The organism is Spirochaetia bacterium, from assembly GCA_022482625.1.
Taxonomy (GTDB): Bacteria; Spirochaetota; Spirochaetia; order Sphaerochaetales; family Sphaerochaetaceae; genus Pleomorphochaeta.
On the sequence record JAKVOU010000001.1, the window covers coordinates 1,938,965 to 1,958,821 of the forward strand.

Annotated in this window: 10 protein-coding genes and 1 CRISPR repeat array (1 of these 11 running past the window's edge); all 10 genes read right to left on the minus strand. The window is 44.4% G+C overall.

The genetic code is table 11. The features are described 5' to 3' along the window. A CRISPR array of direct repeats spans positions 1-8,043; the repeat unit is 32 nt; unit sequence ATTTCAATACACGCTCCTCTGTGAGGAGCGAC; it begins 3,577 nt to the left of the window's first position. Positions 8,044-8,189: 146 nt separating this feature from the next. Then, positions 8,190-8,480 carry a CRISPR-associated endonuclease Cas2 gene (gene cas2 / locus LKE40_08820; protein MCH3917550.1) on the minus strand — a complete coding sequence of 97 codons (291 nt, stop codon included), beginning with the start codon at positions 8,478-8,480 and terminating at the stop codon, positions 8,190-8,192. A gap of 4 nt (positions 8,481-8,484) precedes the next feature. Continuing rightward, on the minus strand, positions 8,485-9,510 hold the full coding sequence (gene cas1c / locus LKE40_08825; protein MCH3917551.1) for a type I-C CRISPR-associated endonuclease Cas1c: 1,026 nt from the start codon (positions 9,508-9,510) through the stop codon (positions 8,485-8,487). Further along, positions 9,507-10,172, minus strand: a complete 666-nt coding sequence (gene cas4, locus LKE40_08830; GenBank protein MCH3917552.1) for a CRISPR-associated protein Cas4 — start codon at positions 10,170-10,172, stop codon at positions 9,507-9,509. The genes cas1c and cas4 overlap by 4 nt, the downstream gene beginning before the upstream one ends. Then, entirely contained in the window at positions 10,172-11,041 is an 870-nt protein-coding gene (cas7c, locus tag LKE40_08835; protein ID MCH3917553.1) for a type I-C CRISPR-associated protein Cas7/Csd2, read from the minus strand. The genes cas4 and cas7c overlap by 1 nt, the downstream gene beginning before the upstream one ends. Then, entirely contained in the window at positions 11,038-12,864 is a 1,827-nt protein-coding gene (gene cas8c, locus LKE40_08840; protein MCH3917554.1) for a type I-C CRISPR-associated protein Cas8c/Csd1, read from the minus strand. The genes cas7c and cas8c overlap by 4 nt, the downstream gene beginning before the upstream one ends. After that, a complete protein-coding gene (gene cas5c, locus LKE40_08845) occupies positions 12,861-13,514 on the minus strand; it encodes a type I-C CRISPR-associated protein Cas5c (protein ID MCH3917555.1) in 654 nt (217 codons plus the stop codon). The genes cas8c and cas5c overlap by 4 nt, the downstream gene beginning before the upstream one ends. Before the next feature lie 9 nt (positions 13,515-13,523). After that, positions 13,524-15,695, minus strand: coding sequence for a CRISPR-associated helicase Cas3' (gene cas3 / locus LKE40_08850; GenBank protein MCH3917556.1), 2,172 nt, complete (start codon positions 15,693-15,695; stop codon positions 13,524-13,526). Between the two features lie 237 nt (positions 15,696-15,932). Then, positions 15,933-17,018 (minus strand): ABC transporter ATP-binding protein, encoded by a 1,086-nt coding sequence (locus LKE40_08855; GenBank protein MCH3917557.1) that lies wholly within the window; start codon positions 17,016-17,018, stop codon positions 15,933-15,935. 15 nt (positions 17,019-17,033) lie between these two features. Next, the gene (locus LKE40_08860) at positions 17,034-18,722 is read right to left on the minus strand and encodes an iron ABC transporter permease (GenBank protein ID MCH3917558.1); all 1,689 of its coding nucleotides are present in this window, start codon (positions 18,720-18,722) and stop codon (positions 17,034-17,036) included. Positions 18,723-18,786: 64 nt separating this feature from the next. Next, positions 18,787-19,812 carry an ABC transporter substrate-binding protein gene (locus LKE40_08865; protein MCH3917559.1) on the minus strand — a complete coding sequence of 342 codons (1,026 nt, stop codon included), beginning with the start codon at positions 19,810-19,812 and terminating at the stop codon, positions 18,787-18,789. Between the last annotated feature and the right edge of the window lie 45 nt (positions 19,813-19,857).

Here is a 19,857-nt window from a genome sequence, read left to right on the forward strand (position 1 = left end):
GAGGAGCGACTGTGATTTATCAGGGACTTGATAAGGTTTCTCGTATTTCAATACACGCTCCTCTGTGAGGAGCGACGTCACCTTTGCATGCACACGCTTTTTGTACAAATATTTCAATACACGCTCCTCTGTGAGGAGCGACTGCAATGTACAGGGGCTATCATGCTATTCATTTTATTTCAATACACGCTCCTCTGTGAGGAGCGACTGTCGTCACCTAGCGCAAACGTCCAAAGGTTTGATTTCAATACACGCTCCTCTGTGAGGAGCGACGCGACACACCCTGTCGAGGTGGCGGAGCTGGTAGAGATTTCAATACACGCTCCTCTGTGAGGAGCGACTGCTTGCATAGAGATTAATGTCGTGCGCTGGATATTTCAATACACGCTCCTCTGTGAGGAGCGACACATGTCGAGGAGCACAGGCTTCCAGTGCAAAGGATTTCAATACACGCTCCTCTGTGAGGAGCGACGCTGATGAGGGACTGGAAGAAAACTGATTTTTTATTTCAATACACGCTCCTCTGTGAGGAGCGACGCCGTGTTCCCGTCTTGTTTGACAACTCCCATGGATTTCAATACACGCTCCTCTGTGAGGAGCGACTTGTCGGGGACACTTCACCGTTCCAGGCGGTGCTATTTCAATACACGCTCCTCTGTGAGGAGCGACCGGGATTCACCGCCTCCGCAGACGCAACATCCATTTCAATACACGCTCCTCTGTGAGGAGCGACTGCCAGCATCTATGCGCTGTACGATAACAACCCTATTTCAATACACGCTCCTCTGTGAGGAGCGACATGATGCGGCAAAGGTGGTCAAGCGATATGGACGTATTTCAATACACGCTCCTCTGTGAGGAGCGACTTGCTATTGCGGCGGCAGTGTCCACGGTTGCCGAATTTCAATACACGCTCCTCTGTGAGGAGCGACGGGTGTCAGACATCGGCAGCTTCAAAAACTACTCAATTTCAATACACGCTCCTCTGTGAGGAGCGACATCACCAAGCGCTGATTCCAGGCTAGATATCTCAATTTCAATACACGCTCCTCTGTGAGGAGCGACTTCATTGTTTGTTTTGCTTTTCATCAGCAATGGATTTCAATACACGCTCCTCTGTGAGGAGCGACTGCCCCACCGATAGGTGACGTATGATGCCCCCTCTATTTCAATACACGCTCCTCTGTGAGGAGCGACGACATGGACACACAACGACGACATCTACATCAGGATTTCAATACACGCTCCTCTGTGAGGAGCGACAGCTGAAAATTGCCATGGTTGGGTTGATAGCATTATTTCAATACACGCTCCTCTGTGAGGAGCGACAGGACGCCTACAAAGAGAAATGCCAAAGTCTGGCATTTCAATACACGCTCCTCTGTGAGGAGCGACGCACCAGCAGTTTGCAAAGCAGAAAAACAGCGAGATTTCAATACACGCTCCTCTGTGAGGAGCGACCGCACAGTGTTACTGCATCACAGCTTGGGCTGGATTTCAATACACGCTCCTCTGTGAGGAGCGACACTGAGGGCAACATGTCATATGGCGGATATCGTGAATTTCAATACACGCTCCTCTGTGAGGAGCGACTGTTGACTGGGGGTATAATTGATGGCAAGGAGCATTTCAATACACGCTCCTCTGTGAGGAGCGACTAATCGGTAACAACCGCCTTCGGTATAAATCTTTATTTCAATACACGCTCCTCTGTGAGGAGCGACAAGATATCAAGGCTGTCTATGTTTCTTTGTCCAAGATTTCAATACACGCTCCTCTGTGAGGAGCGACTCGACACGACCGTCACCACGACTGCAAAAATCATATTTCAATACACGCTCCTCTGTGAGGAGCGACTCGCCAAGCGCTGATTCCAGGCTAGATATCTCAATTTCAATACACGCTCCTCTGTGAGGAGCGACGAACATGAACGCAGGTGCTTTCGCCAACACCATTATTTCAATACACGCTCCTCTGTGAGGAGCGACATGTACATTTTTGTTGTTTGCCTTATTTTTTTATTTCAATACACGCTCCTCTGTGAGGAGCGACGCGCAAAAACCTGGATTTCCTTAGCCGAAGATGACATTTCAATACACGCTCCTCTGTGAGGAGCGACTGAGGGCAACATGTCATATGGCGGATATCGTGAATTTCAATACACGCTCCTCTGTGAGGAGCGACGGATATTGTGGACTCGGTGCCTGACGGCGTGCCTATTTCAATACACGCTCCTCTGTGAGGAGCGACAGGAATTGATGCTATCATTAAACAGAGGTTAATATATTTCAATACACGCTCCTCTGTGAGGAGCGACTGAATATGTCTGATTTTATATTTGAGCTTGCAAATTTCAATACACGCTCCTCTGTGAGGAGCGACAAGGTACAAAGACAGAGGTCGTCAAGCAGATAGATTTCAATACACGCTCCTCTGTGAGGAGCGACTGCCAATCGGTTTCCTGTGCCAGGAACCGAATCAATTTCAATACACGCTCCTCTGTGAGGAGCGACTATCTCAGTCTCTATACGGTCCTTCTGTACATCAATTTCAATACACGCTCCTCTGTGAGGAGCGACCAGTATGACTGTCAAAATTTCTTGGATTCCTCTGATTTCAATACACGCTCCTCTGTGAGGAGCGACTAAATGGATGCTGAAAACCTTTTTGGTTTTTCAGATTTCAATACACGCTCCTCTGTGAGGAGCGACCGGAGTCCCGAAAACCTTATCCCTCAGAAATGCAATTTCAATACACGCTCCTCTGTGAGGAGCGACGCGACTACAGGCAGCACCTGCAAGGCCGCAGAGATTTCAATACACGCTCCTCTGTGAGGAGCGACATAATACCTGCCATGGAAAACATCATAAAGATGGATTTCAATACACGCTCCTCTGTGAGGAGCGACAAGTGCATCCAATGCCTCCTGCACTGTCGTTACTATTTCAATACACGCTCCTCTGTGAGGAGCGACTCCTTCCTTGTTCGTGATCCCTTCGATTTTTATATTTCAATACACGCTCCTCTGTGAGGAGCGACCTTTGGGACTTAATGCATGCAAAAAGAACAGCTTATTTCAATACACGCTCCTCTGTGAGGAGCGACCTTGTGAGCAGCCCTTTTTTCAAGCACATACTTATTTCAATACACGCTCCTCTGTGAGGAGCGACTCCTTGCCATCATCTTCCCTCTTAAGGTCATTCAATTTCAATACACGCTCCTCTGTGAGGAGCGACTCACGTCCGCTATATTGCCTTGTACGTTGTTCAAATTTCAATACACGCTCCTCTGTGAGGAGCGACTATGATCGATAATTCCAGGAAATAATCTAATCCTATTTCAATACACGCTCCTCTGTGAGGAGCGACGCCGTATTTCTTCAAAAGCAGATAGTTGCTTCCATTTCAATACACGCTCCTCTGTGAGGAGCGACATGGCAAGCTGCTTCATGCGGTCAAGCGTGGCAATATTTCAATACACGCTCCTCTGTGAGGAGCGACGTATTCCTATGAACTGCATGACATCACCGACATTATTTCAATACACGCTCCTCTGTGAGGAGCGACCAATGCAGACATTATCTTCGCAACCGTGGCATTTATTTCAATACACGCTCCTCTGTGAGGAGCGACTGTCACCGCTTGGTACCTTTTCACCTTCGCTCATATTTCAATACACGCTCCTCTGTGAGGAGCGACAGGATAGCAAACGGTACATCTTCGCTGACTGATATTTCAATACACGCTCCTCTGTGAGGAGCGACTGATGCTTGCAAATGGACTGATCTTCATCCTGTTGATTTCAATACACGCTCCTCTGTGAGGAGCGACAGGAAGCAGAGACATTACCTTTTGGCCATAGTTTATTTCAATACACGCTCCTCTGTGAGGAGCGACACTGCCCGAACCCCGAGTTAGCGGTACCATTGTTATTTCAATACACGCTCCTCTGTGAGGAGCGACACGATACGTGCAAGCCTGTCGGTTATGGAATCTATTTCAATACACGCTCCTCTGTGAGGAGCGACTTCCTCCTAAAATTAACTTGATGGAGCATGTGGATTTCAATACACGCTCCTCTGTGAGGAGCGACCTGAGCGGTATGGAATCGTCGAAAGGCATCAGAAATTTCAATACACGCTCCTCTGTGAGGAGCGACGCTGATCCCTTACGGGTCTGTTTTGCTATCTCAATTTCAATACACGCTCCTCTGTGAGGAGCGACTCAAGATCTTTTTTGTTTGTTTCTTTTGAATCTATTTCAATACACGCTCCTCTGTGAGGAGCGACCATTGTTATCCATAAAAGTACCTCCTGGATGCAGATTTCAATACACGCTCCTCTGTGAGGAGCGACGAGCATTCCCCTACATCGATGATATTCACATTCCCATTTCAATACACGCTCCTCTGTGAGGAGCGACAATTATCAAATGTAACATTGAGGTAACGTTTTGATTTCAATACACGCTCCTCTGTGAGGAGCGACTCGTAGCCCACTTCAGGAGCAATCTTATCTACGATTTCAATACACGCTCCTCTGTGAGGAGCGACGTTCGGCGGCAATGACCTGCTTGACAGCTTTGAGATTTCAATACACGCTCCTCTGTGAGGAGCGACATGCATCGGCCTGGTCAGCATCAAAGAGGTAGGTTATTTCAATACACGCTCCTCTGTGAGGAGCGACACACGTTCGGAGGTATACTGTCGAGTCTTAAGTCTATTTCAATACACGCTCCTCTGTGAGGAGCGACGATTGACCGCACACCATATGTGCGCCCTATACTTATTTCAATACACGCTCCTCTGTGAGGAGCGACATGATTGCACTTGCAGGTATCCATTTCCTTTCATTATTTCAATACACGCTCCTCTGTGAGGAGCGACGGAACAGAAGGCCGATGAAATAAGAGGATTACGATTTCAATACACGCTCCTCTGTGAGGAGCGACTTGGCAAAAGGGACTGATAAAATGATGCGCACGATTTCAATACACGCTCCTCTGTGAGGAGCGACAGTGTCCATATAATCCCCCTACCCTATCGGTAGGGATTTCAATACACGCTCCTCTGTGAGGAGCGACCTCGACTACATAGGCATAGTCAGGCCAGGAACCATTTCAATACACGCTCCTCTGTGAGGAGCGACCGCTAGGATAGCTTGCTGTACGGAGACAGCCAGAATTTCAATACACGCTCCTCTGTGAGGAGCGACCGGAGTTACATTCGAGGTTGTCAGAGGTGACAGGATTTCAATACACGCTCCTCTGTGAGGAGCGACATTGTTATCCATAAAAGTACCTCCTGGATGCAGATTTCAATACACGCTCCTCTGTGAGGAGCGACTCTATTGCCCTCTTGTCCATCTTGTAACATCATATTTCAATACACGCTCCTCTGTGAGGAGCGACTACTCAAGCAAGAGTATGTATATTATGGGGTATTATTTCAATACACGCTCCTCTGTGAGGAGCGACGAATGTGTATTCCTTGAACGTAAGATATTATGGAAATTTCAATACACGCTCCTCTGTGAGGAGCGACCGCTAGGATAGCTTGCTGTACGGAGACAGTCAGAATTTCAATACACGCTCCTCTGTGAGGAGCGACGGCGTGACTTTGCATATTTTATACGCTACTTCTGATTTCAATACACGCTCCTCTGTGAGGAGCGACCGATGGTTTAGTAGCTCATAATAAAACTATTGAGATTTCAATACACGCTCCTCTGTGAGGAGCGACATAAAATTGATATACTTGATAAAGTTATAAAAATTTCAATACACGCTCCTCTGTGAGGAGCGACCGATGTAAGCCATGGAGAGTATATCCCATGCCAATATTTCAATACACGCTCCTCTGTGAGGAGCGACAAGACTGATTACAGGAGCCATTCATATGTCATATTTCAATACACGCTCCTCTGTGAGGAGCGACTGGTTTGGACCCGTATCCGCTCTCACGATACTAGGATTTCAATACACGCTCCTCTGTGAGGAGCGACTGTCAAGCACTTGACCAAGGGTAATCAACATTTCAATACACGCTCCTCTGTGAGGAGCGACCCTACAGGGTACAATTTACTTCAAGGGATACTTGGATTTCAATACACGCTCCTCTGTGAGGAGCGACGCGGAAGTGGCGGGAGGCGTTGACCCCACTGATATTTCAATACACGCTCCTCTGTGAGGAGCGACTGCTTCAACCGCAACATCCGCTCCGTTCGCAACGATTTCAATACACGCTCCTCTGTGAGGAGCGACTGGCTTGCCATTCTTTCTCGGTATAATGCTTATATTTCAATACACGCTCCTCTGTGAGGAGCGACTGCTTTGGGACCAGTTCAGATATAGGCATAATGGATTTCAATACACGCTCCTCTGTGAGGAGCGACCTTAGTCACTTGATCAATATTATCACCTATCACAATTTCAATACACGCTCCTCTGTGAGGAGCGACAATCTTAACCTTCTTTATTATCTTTGAAGGGTTATTTCAATACACGCTCCTCTGTGAGGAGCGACTTTACTTGAGCCTTTACATAATCATCATTACGGATTTCAATACACGCTCCTCTGTGAGGAGCGACCTGACGCTGTATATTATCCGTGTCCTGTTTTATAATTTCAATACACGCTCCTCTGTGAGGAGCGACTGCCAATCGGTTTCCTGTGCCAGGAACCGAATCAATTTCAATACACGCTCCTCTGTGAGGAGCGACTGATGGTAGCGAAGTGCCTTATGGAATCCTTCAGATTTCAATACACGCTCCTCTGTGAGGAGCGACGACAACAATTGCAGGATAGCATATGCAGATAATTATTTCAATACACGCTCCTCTGTGAGGAGCGACCCCGGCGCAGATAGTTGCAGGTGATGAATATGATATTTCAATACACGCTCCTCTGTGAGGAGCGACTTGATGATATTTCAAATGCTTTGGATGGGTTCTTGATTTCAATACACGCTCCTCTGTGAGGAGCGACATTGAATATTCAAGATTATCTACGCCTCTTACAGATTTCAATACACGCTCCTCTGTGAGGAGCGACCGTGCCGTCCATTGCCTGAAGTGACAGAGATATCATTTCAATACACGCTCCTCTGTGAGGAGCGACTGCATCGGCCTGGTCAGCATCAAAGAGGTAGGTTATTTCAATACACGCTCCTCTGTGAGGAGCGACCTGATTGACCGCACACCATATGTGCGCCCTATACTTATTTCAATACACGCTCCTCTGTGAGGAGCGACCTATGTGACCATGGCTACCAGCCTTGTGGCGGATATTTCAATACACGCTCCTCTGTGAGGAGCGACATCCGTGCATATATTCCCATTATGCCTATATCTATTTCAATACACGCTCCTCTGTGAGGAGCGACGAAGCTGACTTCACGCTCTGCCGCAACTGTATCATTTCAATACACGCTCCTCTGTGAGGAGCGACTGATGCTTGCAAATGGACTGATCTTCATCCTGTTGATTTCAATACACGCTCCTCTGTGAGGAGCGACGATTTGCGGTAAGGTAATCACCCAATACAAATTGAATTTCAATACACGCTCCTCTGTGAGGAGCGACACATACATATATTTTATCAAATCTTCCCATCTTGTATTTCAATACACGCTCCTCTGTGAGGAGCGACTGAAATGATACTACTTTATCATCCCAATAGATTGATTTCAATACACGCTCCTCTGTGAGGAGCGACCTTCTTCTTGAGCCCCAATTTTCCAAGCAGTCCTATTTCAATACACGCTCCTCTGTGAGGAGCGACGTCATCTATCCTATACTGACAATAATGGTATCAAATTTCAATACACGCTCCTCTGTGAGGAGCGACATCCTTGATTGCAGATGATATGATACCCATATCTATTTCAATACACGCTCCTCTGTGAGGAGCGACGATTGGTCAATACCTACTCCATTGATTGATGACAATTTCAATACACGCTCCTCTGTGAGGAGCGACTGTCACCGCTTGGTACCTTTTCACCTTCGCTCATATTTCAATACACGCTCCTCTGTGAGGAGCGACAGCTAATAATTGCTTGAATCAATGATTTAATCAAGAGTAAAAATTTATACTTACTTTTTCCATACGTTTATGTTGGATTTACAACAAATCCATAGAAAAAATCAGTGTGAATGCTCTAGTTTTTTTATGATTACCTACTATCCGCACTAGACAAGAATGACACCCTCAGGGTCATATGCAACCTTAGTACCGTAATGTTCAATTTTTGTGGCATAGTTTTTCCCTAAATGATAAATCCTAAGTGAATCTTCTTTCTCATTTATCAATTTCAACAACCCACATCTAAAAGCAAGCAATTGGGCATAATCTACATTACATTCAAAAACTGAATTCTGGACTCTTTGTCCATAATCCTGGCAATACTTTGCAACCTTTTGTAATCGTCTTCTACCTTTGGCTGTTGTTGTCATAATATCATAAGTAATCAATATCATCATACTCTTACTTCCACAGAAACACGGGATAGCCGTCAATATCACTACGAACATATCTTGCAAAGAGCAAGGCTTGTACATATGGTACCAAACCCCATGGGATTTTTTCTTGTATAAAGGGATGTAAAATTTCCTTTTTCTTTCGTTCTTGCCAATTCGATAGAAATTTTTTTCGGCCTGTTTCACTCAGTAAGGTTACACCATTTTCCTCATGGGAAAAATCAGCATGATCAATGTAATGTTTATTTACAAGCGTAAGAACAAAACGATCAACAAACGGTGATCGTAATTCTTCAACAAGATCAAGTGCCAAGGCATATCTGCCGGAACGCAGAACATGATAGTATCCCACAAACGGATCCACCCCTGCAGCGACAAGACCACTTTTGTAATCCAAACCAAGAAGTGTATATCCAAAAGATAAAAGAGCATTGATTTCATCCTGCGGAGGCCGACGATTTCTACCCGAAAAATGAAATGAATCATCCAATATCATCTGATCAAATACACCGAAATATTGACGAGCACAGTCTCCTTCAATTCCCAAAAGGCTTTCTTTATCTACACATTGCTGAACAACTGCAGTATTCTTTTTTAAATTTGTAGAAACAAGTCTGAGTGCTTCAACATCAACTTGAGCCTCATGATCCCTTATATAGCGTTCCAAGGTCCAGCGACTGTTATGAAGTTTTGCGGCTACAGTATTTCTTGCAAGTATCAAACATCGGTCATCATCATCAGACAAACGATATTGTGCATGCCGAAGCAGGACATTTCCACTTTCGCCTCCAAAAGCTGAATAAAGAAATTTCCCAGAAGGTGAGAAAAAACTGACAGATATACCTGCCTGGCAACATTTACCAATAAGTGCAGGAGTCGCTCCCGCATAAGAAAAACAAAAAATTGACTCAAAAATATGCAATGGATATTTACCGACAACAGTGCCATCCTGTTCAACGACAATATCTTCACCTTCAAGTTTCAGATAACTCGAGTCAGTCAGGACAAACAACGTATTCAACAGTTTCTTCATGAAAGCCCATCCTCAGACAATTCTTTTTGCAAGTAAACTTTGACCTTCTTTTTTGCAAAGGAAGGTAGACAATAATCATATAGAGAACAGGCAGAACAAGATTTTGTCTGCGGAGATCTTACCGTTTCCCCCTTTGTGTACATGGCATGCATTTCCTCAAAACATAGTTCCACACGTTCTCTGAAACAAGCAACTTTGATTTCCTCTCTTTTCCTTGTCTGTCCATAATACAAATAACATATCGGTACCTGACAAGAAAACATTTCTTCCAGGCAAAGTGCTTGGGCAACAACCTGATACCTGTCAGCATCATTTATTTTTTGTCTGCCACGCTTATACTCGACAGGAACAACTTGCCAACTCCCTTCATACCCAGGAAGTGCCACACCATTCTTTACAGTCGTACGATGAAATTCCACGACATCACATTTGCCAGAAATCCCCAAACTCGTTGAAGCAATATCCAGATCCCGGATAGTCAAAACATCACCACGCAATTCATGAACGGACTTATCATGAGCCCGTTCATGGAATAACATGCCACTTGTTGTCAGATAATTTTCTGTCCACAGTTTTTCAATATGGATCAAACACCATTGCCGTTTGCAAAACAAATAGTGCTGGATCCCTGATAACTGCAAGAAATCATCTTCACTGTACATTAAAGTTTCCTGATGCAATCAACTCCATCAGGAAGAGCATCTGTATTGACGGACACTTCATAATCCTGATAAGAACGAGGAGCAACGACATCAGCTTTCTTTTGGACCTTGATCCTGTCAAAAAGCTCGTAGGAAGGCGCACAGCCCAATTCACTTGCATGCTTGAATACAATCAGCTTTCGACAAGCCATCTTTCCCCTGGCCGCTGAATGGTCATTTTCAAACATATTTATAATTGAGTCCCACAAAAGTTCAAGATCTGCTTCTGAAAACCCCGTATATTTCCTTGCAAGATTTGCAGAAACGTAACCTTCTGCACGATACAGGGCATAAGGAATAATGTACTTTTTCCCCATCTCGGTTTTCTTTTTTTCAGCATCTTTTGCAGTAGTAATAGCTATCCTGGTTATTGTAATTTCCTGAGGAATCACAGGATCAATGCTTCTGGCAAAAGTCAATTGTACAGGTCCCCGAATCTGGCCACAGTTGAGATTTTGCTTGACAAAAGTCGTCATCACAGCACCAAAAGTCCTGATATCATAGAAATTGCTGCACATGAAATCTCGAGCAACCGTATCCTTGTCCTTATCAGCAATAGCATTGTCTTTGATATACTCCAATGCCCGTGCATCGCTATCGTTCAACGGTGTCCCTTGATTGATATAAATCTGATATCCCTTTTCACCTTCTTTTTTTGTCTCAACATAATTTCGTATCTTTCTCTTCAAGCAAACATCAGTCACCAAACCAAGGCCTGTTTCCGGATCTACCCTAGGCATATTGCCAGAATCAGGATCTCCATTCGGATTACCATTTTCGACATCAAACAATATCACAAAATCATACCTGTTCTTGATTACTTCACTCATACTTCCTTCTCCTCTTCCTCAGTATTCTTTTTCTCAAAACGTTTTTGAGTCTGATGATAATATCCCAAGACAAACATACCTTGGTCCGTAAGGGTCAACCGTGTTGGAAATGCATCGATATTTGCCAAAATTTCTTGTAAGGACCGATTAAAAAAGATTCTTTGCCGATCATCCAATTTCTTGAGATGGGCATTGCTTAATTTCATAAGCAAAGGAAAGATAACCGCTGGGGTTGCACAAGCCCCATTGAAATAACGGTCCTTGATCGTCGCCTTGATTCCGGGATTTGCCGATTCTTGGATTTGTTCCAAAACAGAAAATACACGGCCAAGACAGTAAGGCACATTTTTGCTTTCAGTATTCAATGACACAGATAATTCCTCCTTGGATATTTGATTTGATCTATTTCTCAATAAAAATCCTTTGATAATTGCCGCTTGGTCAGGCGTTACCTTATTTCTCCCCGTGTTTGCCCTTACCCGAAGCATAATCTGTTCAAACAGAGCCTCAGGATACGTCCCTCCGGTAAGGATTGCAGACAACAGGCTACTGGATAAAACCGAAGGCGCAGTATCCTTTGAACCAGGACGTACGGTTTCCCTAAGCAAAAAATACAAGGGAACATACTGCCATGTCTGATATGTAGGTCTGACAATCTCCATCCGTCGGTAATGGGCATAGAGAGCTTCCAGCAAAGCACCGAAGGTATTCTTGTAATACAATCGGACAGAAATCCTTGCATTGTTCGGTACAAGACACATAATATGGAAATTCGTATGCAGATCTATATCCTGAGAAACCGGATTACCTTCTGCAATTTTTGTCATGACGTCCTGCAGCAATTCACCTTCATCCGTCTGATCATCCAATGCAGCCTTGAAAATATCCTCACAGATATTTTTCTTGCTTGTCGATTCTGACCAAAACACATACGCAGCATCGCCTTTCTGCATATGATATTTATCCTGTGTCAGAAAATAGTTGAGCATCGTCGTATAGGCAAAGGACGCATATTCACTGACAGGGGCATTCAGACCTTGGTCATTCACATGACCATAGGACTCAAAGGAAAGTGAATTGAATGCAACCAAAGAAGCACCGGAAGACTGTGCTCCCTTGATTCCTTTTATCTTTCCATGCAGTCTTGCAACAGGGGCTACGTTACCGGTTACCAGACAAAGCTTTTTTTCTTCCGAGGCATGTGCCTGTGTATAGTCATCACACAACCTGCAGATTTCCGGATTGTCCAAGACAGGTTTTCCATCAACCCAAAAGACAAGGTTATAAGTCATCTGGTCCTTACCGAGTTGTTCCAACAGATATTCAGGAACCTCACCAGGATGCCAACTGGCAAAAAAAGCCAGTATTGCTTTTGCTTCAGGACTTGATGAAGATTTCAGAAGTTTTTCATGCAACTCTTTTGACGCTTGGAAGCAAAGCAAGGTCCTTGCCTTATCTTTCGCAATCTGTCCCTGAATTTTTTCAAGGTCCTGCTGTGAACTATCAGTTGCCATAGCTTTTTCATGGTCAGCTTCCTCTTTGCTTACATCACATAATCCAAGAAGATACTTTGCATTATGGCAAAGCGGAAATGCATGTACACCTGACGCAACAGCCGTATGTACCGGAACTTCCATCTGCCGAGGTGCTTCATAGGTCTTTTTCCCTCTGGTGACCTGGTCAAACAAAGGAACAATCCCCTGAAGCTGCCCCGTCAATGACAAAGACAAGGCTCCTGCAACTTTTTCTTTCGACCATCCGAACCTAGGCAACATTCCATCAGGAAGCATTCTCTCATATTGTCCTACAAGTGCTTTTATCATCTGAGCACCTCACAATCCCGGACATCCAAGACGCCGTCCTTGAGCACAGCATTGAAAAAACAAGGAGAAATATCATTCGGATCGGAGAAATCCATATCATACAGCATCAATCCCAACTGACGGGTCTGATGTTCAAGGGGTGCATATGTTTCCGGCGGTTCTCCGAAACAAGCACTGAATTCACGGCATCCCAAATATGGTTGATAATAACATTGCCCTTTTCTTATCCGACGGCTGACGATATTGTAGATTTTCTCAGGCGTATCGTCTTTACCGCAATCCTTGCCCAATTCAAAATGAGCCTCAATGACATAACGGACATCCTGCAATAACGTCGAGGACCTTTGGGCTATATCATTTCCCGTATAGAGAGCAAGTACCTTGTCAGTCCTGTCCATAGCAGATATGACGTTCTTGGCAGAAATCTTGCTCTTGACTTCATTTCGTTTTATCGTTGTGAATTTGATAGGCTTTCTGACAACTATTCTATCTATGATCCACTCAACCCCCGGATGCCAATAAATGGCTTTGAGTATTCCCTTTGCTGCTGAAGGAGTCATCACCTCATAGGAAAATCGTTCAACTTTCAGTTCGGGCCGACTAAACAAAGCATAGTCACCCCAAACTTCTACTTTTACTCCATATCCCATCGTTACCTCCTAACAATCAAAAAATGCATTTCCTTGATTTCCTATTTCAAGTCCCGTATCCTGTGAATATCTTGAGGGATCTTCAAGGATACAAAGGTTATCGCCCAGCAACATGACCGCATGCTCTTTCTGAAGTTCTTCAAGTTGCCAATGATGGACATTTACACTGTATCTCTGTAATTTTCGCAACTCTGAACGTGCATACCAGCCACTTCGGATATCTTCAATTATAAGTCTGGCAGTAGCATCAAAAGGAATGAATACAGGCGTACCATTGTCATCAATAAGGGAAAAGGCTTCTGCAATCTTCTCAAAGGGCATGGCACTGGGTGAACTGCTCAGTAATTTCATGATTCCTTTTGCATCAAAGTTTTCTTCCCCACGGGCAGCATAGAGCCGCGTATAATACTGAGAAACCAATTCAGGATTGTTGAAATCACATCCATAGTTTGCCAAGATCATCTTGGTAATGGCAGCCTGTTGCCTGATTTGCCTGGGTATCGACCCGGATTCTTTTTCATCAGCTTCGAAAATACTGACGATGCTCTTGCCGGAAGCCCGTTTTCCCTCCCTGTTGCATCTCCCTGCCGATTGTACGATGCTATCGACTCCTGTAAGTTCTCTGAACACACGAGGAAAATCAATATCTACACCGGCTTCAATCAGTGATGTCGATATGACGATGCAAGAAACTCCAGCTGAAAGGCACTTACGGATTTCATCAAGTCTCATCGAACGATGGACTGCACACATATTCGTAGTAAGATAAAAGCATTTGCTGTTTGGATAATTCTTTCTTGCCAGCTCAAACAGATGCTTTGCATGTTTCTTTGAGTTAACGATGCACAGGACTTGTGTTTCTGAAACAAATCGGGAAACAAGCTGCACATCGGTCAATTGCCCCTCATCATTATATGTTACGCGTCGCAAGGTCTGGAATATCCTGGTGCTATCTCCGATCACTTGAGTAATCGGTATGGAAAATTTTTGTAAAAAATGTGAAAAGGGTGGCTGTGTTGCACTGCAGAAAAGGACACTGCATGAATAATTCTTGACTAATTCAGCAACTGCATACATACAAGGAACAAGATAAGTTGTCGGAAGCATCTGGACTTCATCAAAGATAATCACACTGTCCACAATATTATGAAGCTTCCTGGATTTGGAAACTTTATTTGTAAACAATGAATCAAAAAACTGTACGTTAGTTGTCACGACAATCGGCATATCCCAATTTTCAGAAGCCAGTTGCAAGAATGAAACTTCATCACCATCGGTTTGATAATCTACATTGCAGTGATGTTCTAAGACGACATCTTCACCGAACAGATTTCGAAATACCTGCGCATTCTGTTCTATGATTGACGTAAACGGAATTACATAGATAATCCGTCTTTTTTTTGTTGCCTGAAGATGGGCAAGGGCAAAATTCATTGATGCCAATGTCTTGCCAGTCCCCGTAGGGACATAGAGAGAATAAATACCGCCTTCTCCTTTTTCTCCCTGTTTCCTACATTGCTCAGCTATGCCAGTCCGTAGCCGGTTCAATTCATCTTTACCTTGAGAGAAAGAACGATAACAAGCTTCGAGCTTTCGGCTACATATGGAAAAATCATAATCATCCATACTTCGTCGGTTACAATCCGGTTGCATGAATTCTTCGGTAGAAAGAAAATCAGCATCAACCAGACAGGAAAAAAGCATACGGACAACCATTGCAAACGCCGGAGAAACAAAGGATGTACACAAAGGAGAAATAGAAGGATTATGAATCGGTTGGTCACCTGGTTTTGGAGAGTAATCACTTGAAAGCAAAGGCAGGCACTCTTTCTTCATCCTTCCAGACAAGGTTGATGATCCGGCGACATCAGCTTTTGTCCCACCATTCAAAAGTCCGGAATGATGACAGGCAATACAATAGGCAGGAATCAAACTATCTCCTGTATTTTCACAGACAGCTTGTGCGCCAGCTGTTGAATGATCTACCTTCTCTCCATCTTCAAGCAAACGATGCTGAAAACCTGCGGTATTCTTTCCAAGGTCATGGAATCTACCGATATAGGCTCCCCACTCCCTTGCTCCGAAATAATCAGCAAAGGAAGCACATCGTGATGCAACAGAATACAAATGTTCACCTAGTTGTTCCAGCTTTCCGTCATCACGTCTGTGCGCAAATACCATATATAATCCTTAGGTATAAGATAATTAATATTACAACCGTTTTCATGAACCCGCAACCTGATATTCCAATATTTTCTAGTTTCCTTCACATCTGGCTAATAATCCAAAGGTACATATCATCGGAACAGAACGACAAGGCAGCAATCCATACCAATAGCCTATCCCAAGATGAATTTGGGATAGGCTTTGTCAAAAGTCAATTGCAATACACTAAGAATGCAGTCTGACCTGATCGTGTCAGGGCCTGATCACATAGGCACTTACAGGATCGAATCCGATATGGATCCTATCTCCTTCCTTGAAGAAACCTTCTTTTATGGGATTGTTTGATACTGCAAAAATCATAATGTCCAAATCGTCCAATTTGATTTCATATTCCATCGTTGCACCAAGGTAAACAGCACTGGTTACCGTACCTTGGAACAAAGATTCCTTGGTTGCATTCAGTTCAAGGCCTTCAGGACGAATAACCACTTCGGCAGCATCCCCTTCTTTCAACCCTTCCAAGGCAGATGGGAAAAAGAGATGTTTCCCAGACAATTCCAGCACGACACCATCTCCTTGTTTCTCAAAGACATGTGACTGAAGGAAATTTGCCCGTCCTATGAAATTTGCAACAAAATGGTTTGCCGGCTTTGAATATACTTCAATAGGTGTACCTATCTGCTGCATGATACCCTTGTCCATGATCATAATACGGTCACTGACCGTCATTGCCTCAATTTGATCATGTGTGACATAGATGCTCGTAATACCAAATTTCTTCTGGATTCGCCGAATCTCAGTCCGCATCTGTTCCCTTAGCTTGGCATCCAGATTTGACAACGGTTCATCAAACAAAAGCACATGGGGTTTGTTCACAATTGCCCTGGCCAGGGCAACGCGTTGCTGCTGACCTCCTGACAACTGGTTAGGCTGACGATTACCTAGGTCAGTGAGGCCCATGGTATGCATGATTTCGTCAACCTCTTTCGCGATTTCACTCTTCTTGTGATGCTTCAATTCAAGTCCGAATCCAATATTGTCCCTTACGCTCATATGAGGAAAAATAGCATAGGACTGGAATACCATGGAAGTATTCCTCTTGTTTGCAGGAATATCATTGACAAGTTCTCCATCAATATAGACATTGCCTTCCGTCGGTCGTTCAAAACCACTGATCATTCTCAGTGTCGTAGTTTTTCCACAACCGGACGGACCAAGGAATGTCACCATTTCTCCTTCCCTTATCTCAATATTGACATCGCTCACCGCAGTGAATTTCTTTGTATGGTCATCTTGGTCGGTAAATACCTTTGTTATATGTTCAAGTCGTACACTCATCGTTTCTTCTCCTCATCAACGGGCCAACAGGGATGTCTTCGTATGATATTTCAACCGAAGGATAGTCTGGATAATTGCCATGGAAACCAAGATGATACCTACCAATATCACCGAAAAAGCTGCTGCTGCACCGATCCTGCCGCTTTCTACCTGGCTCATGATCTGCACGGTCATCAGGTTCCAGTTTGCAGAAACAAGGAAAATAGCAGCACTGATTGCCGTCATACCCCGCACAAAGGCATAAATCAGACCAGAGAAAAAAGCAGGTACCATCAACGGCAATGTAATTTTCCTGAAAGTTATGTTCGCATCTGCCCCAAGGTCCACGGCAGCTTCTTCTATCGAAGGATCAATCTGTCCAAGTACGGCAACTCCTCCTTGGATACCTACGGGAATATACCTGAAAATAAAATTCAGCAGCAGGATCAACAAAGTCCCTGTGAGATATAGAGGTGGTTTATTAAAGGCCAGGATATAACCGATACCGATGACCGTCCCAGGTACGGCAAAGCTGAGCATTGAACTGGCTTCCATGAGCCTGCGACCCAAAAAGCGTTTCCTGACGACAAGGAAAGCAATGACCATTCCAAGGACACCACTGATCGGCGTCGACAGCCCTGCAATGACAAGCGTATCCTTTACAGAATCGAAGCCTACCTGGAATACATATTTGAAATGCTTCAGCGTCGGTGTCGGATCATTGCCCCAACTGGTAGCAATAGCCCCATAGATGATTGAAACATAGATCATAAGAACCACTGCAGCAATCAGGATGCAGACGGCAAACAGAACTCTCCGTGCACCTTCACTGACTACGCTGTTGCTCGAAGATGTGGGTTTCCCTGTTACTGTGATATACTGTTTTTTGCTTACCCAATATTTCTGAAAGAAATAAGCTGACAAAGAAGGAACAAGCAGTACAAATGCCAATGCCGCGCCTTTGCCAAGGTTATACATACCGGTAATCTCCAGATATGCCTGCACGGAGAGAATCGGGAATTCACTGCCTGCAAGGATCATCGGATTACCGAAATCAGCCAAGGACTCTACAAAAAGCACCAGCATGGCACTTGCAATCCCAGGAACTGCCAGAGGCAATGTCACCTTGCGGAATATTGTAAATCTGCTTCCGCCAAGATCCATTGCAGCATCCTCAAGAGTCGGAGAAATAGATTCCAAGACTCCCTGGAGCGTAATATATGCAACGGGGAAAAAAGTAATGACCTGGGCAAACAGCAATCCTTTGAATCCATAGATGTTCGCATTCTTCATACCGAGCAGGACACTTGAAATGAAACCGTTTCTCCCAAAGAGCATGATGATTGCCAACGCTCCGATGAAAGGAGGACTGACAATAGGTATCGTTGCAATGATATTGAAGAATTTCTTCCCGGGAATATTTGCACGGGAAATTGAATATGCAAAGATAAAACCGACAAAAGTCCCTATGATTGCCGTAAGTGCACCGACGATTATCGAATTGACAAAAGCTTGCCGATAGTACCAGAATCCAAAAGCTTCAGTGAAATTCTTCACGGAAAACCTACCATTGGATCTGAAAGCCACGACACAGACCTTTGCCAGAGGGTAAATGATAAAAAGAATCAAACCCAAGAAAATCAGCAGTACGACACACAGCAACAAAGGATCCTTGGCAAGCATCTTTGTTTCTTTCCAATCGTTTTTCAGTTTTGTCGTATTCATATGTCAACCTAGAAAAAAATCGGTGGTGAGACATCCCCACCACCACATAGAATCTGCAGCCCTATTACTTTGCAGTCAGAACTTCATTGACCCATCTGGTCACCAAACGTTCAGAGTTCTCACTGTAATAATCAGTATCGTAAGGAATAATCTTAAGTGAATCAAAAGCAGGCATACCTTCAGCCAATTTTGCCGAAGCAAGTACAGGATAGAAGAAAGTCTGTTGCTCTGAAAGGGCATCCTGTCCTTTCTGTCCAGTCATCCAATCAACAAATGTCTGTGCAGCCTTCAGGTTCTTTGCTCCCTTGAGAATAGATACCGCAGGAGCTTCTGCTGGAACGCCTTCCTTCGGGAATACGACTTTGACAGGAAGTCCCTGGCTGATGAATTGGAAGAATGCAGGAGTAAACTGGATACCGATGGCACAGTCACCGACATTAACACCCTTTGAAGGGCCAGTTCCTGAAGAGGTATATGTCTGTATATTCTTGTTCAACTTTGCCATATAAGCCATTGCATTGTCTTCGCCATAGATTTCGCACAATCCATAGACTTCAGTCTTTGCCGTACCGCTTGACTGCGGAGTCGGTGCCTGAATAAGACCTTTGTATTCAGGTTTCGTCAAATCTTCCCAGGAAGCAGGCATCGTTGCACTAGCTTTCGCAAGTGCCTGTGTATTGATGCCAAAGCAAAGGGGATTCATATAGATACAGCGCCAATACCCATCAGGATCCTTGAAGTTGGCGCCAAGAGCATCAAGTTCAGCACTCTTATATTGTATGGTCAGACCTGCATCTTTTGCCGAAATATGATTTTCACTGGGAGCACCGAACCACACATCGGCCTGAGGCCTTCCTGCTTCAGCCTGAATCCTTGCCAACGCAGGCCCGCTCGACAGATGGACTGATTTCACCTCAATACCGGTATCGGCTGTAAAAGCCTTGAATAATTTCGCCGAGTTTTCTTCATCGACACTGGCATATACAACCAGTTCCTTGGAACCTTCGTTCGAGCTCTCCTGAGCTCCTTGCGCAAATATCGGAGCGACCAATGCACTCACACAGACAAGACAAACCAAACTTTTTCTCATCTTTTCCTCCAACGAGTGATTATAAGTTTTTATATACCATGTGTC

Coding starts and splice junctions, on each gene's coding strand:
- cas2 (MCH3917550.1), bottom strand. CDS start 8,480: ATGATGATATTGATTACTTATGATATTATGACAACAACAGCCAAAGGT.
- cas1c (MCH3917551.1), bottom strand. CDS start 9,510: ATGAAGAAACTGTTGAATACGTTGTTTGTCCTGACTGACTCGAGTTAT.
- cas4 (MCH3917552.1), bottom strand. CDS start 10,172: ATGTACAGTGAAGATGATTTCTTGCAGTTATCAGGGATCCAGCACTAT.
- cas7c (MCH3917553.1), bottom strand. CDS start 11,041: ATGAGTGAAGTAATCAAGAACAGGTATGATTTTGTGATATTGTTTGAT.
- cas8c (MCH3917554.1), bottom strand. CDS start 12,864: ATGATAAAAGCACTTGTAGGACAATATGAGAGAATGCTTCCTGATGGA.
- cas5c (MCH3917555.1), bottom strand. CDS start 13,514: ATGGGATATGGAGTAAAAGTAGAAGTTTGGGGTGACTATGCTTTGTTT.
- cas3 (MCH3917556.1), bottom strand. CDS start 15,695: ATGGTATTTGCGCACAGACGTGATGACGGAAAGCTGGAACAACTAGGT.
- LKE40_08855 (MCH3917557.1), bottom strand. CDS start 17,018: ATGAGTGTACGACTTGAACATATAACAAAGGTATTTACCGACCAAGAT.
- LKE40_08860 (MCH3917558.1), bottom strand. CDS start 18,722: ATGAATACGACAAAACTGAAAAACGATTGGAAAGAAACAAAGATGCTT.
- LKE40_08865 (MCH3917559.1), bottom strand. CDS start 19,812: ATGAGAAAAAGTTTGGTTTGTCTTGTCTGTGTGAGTGCATTGGTCGCT.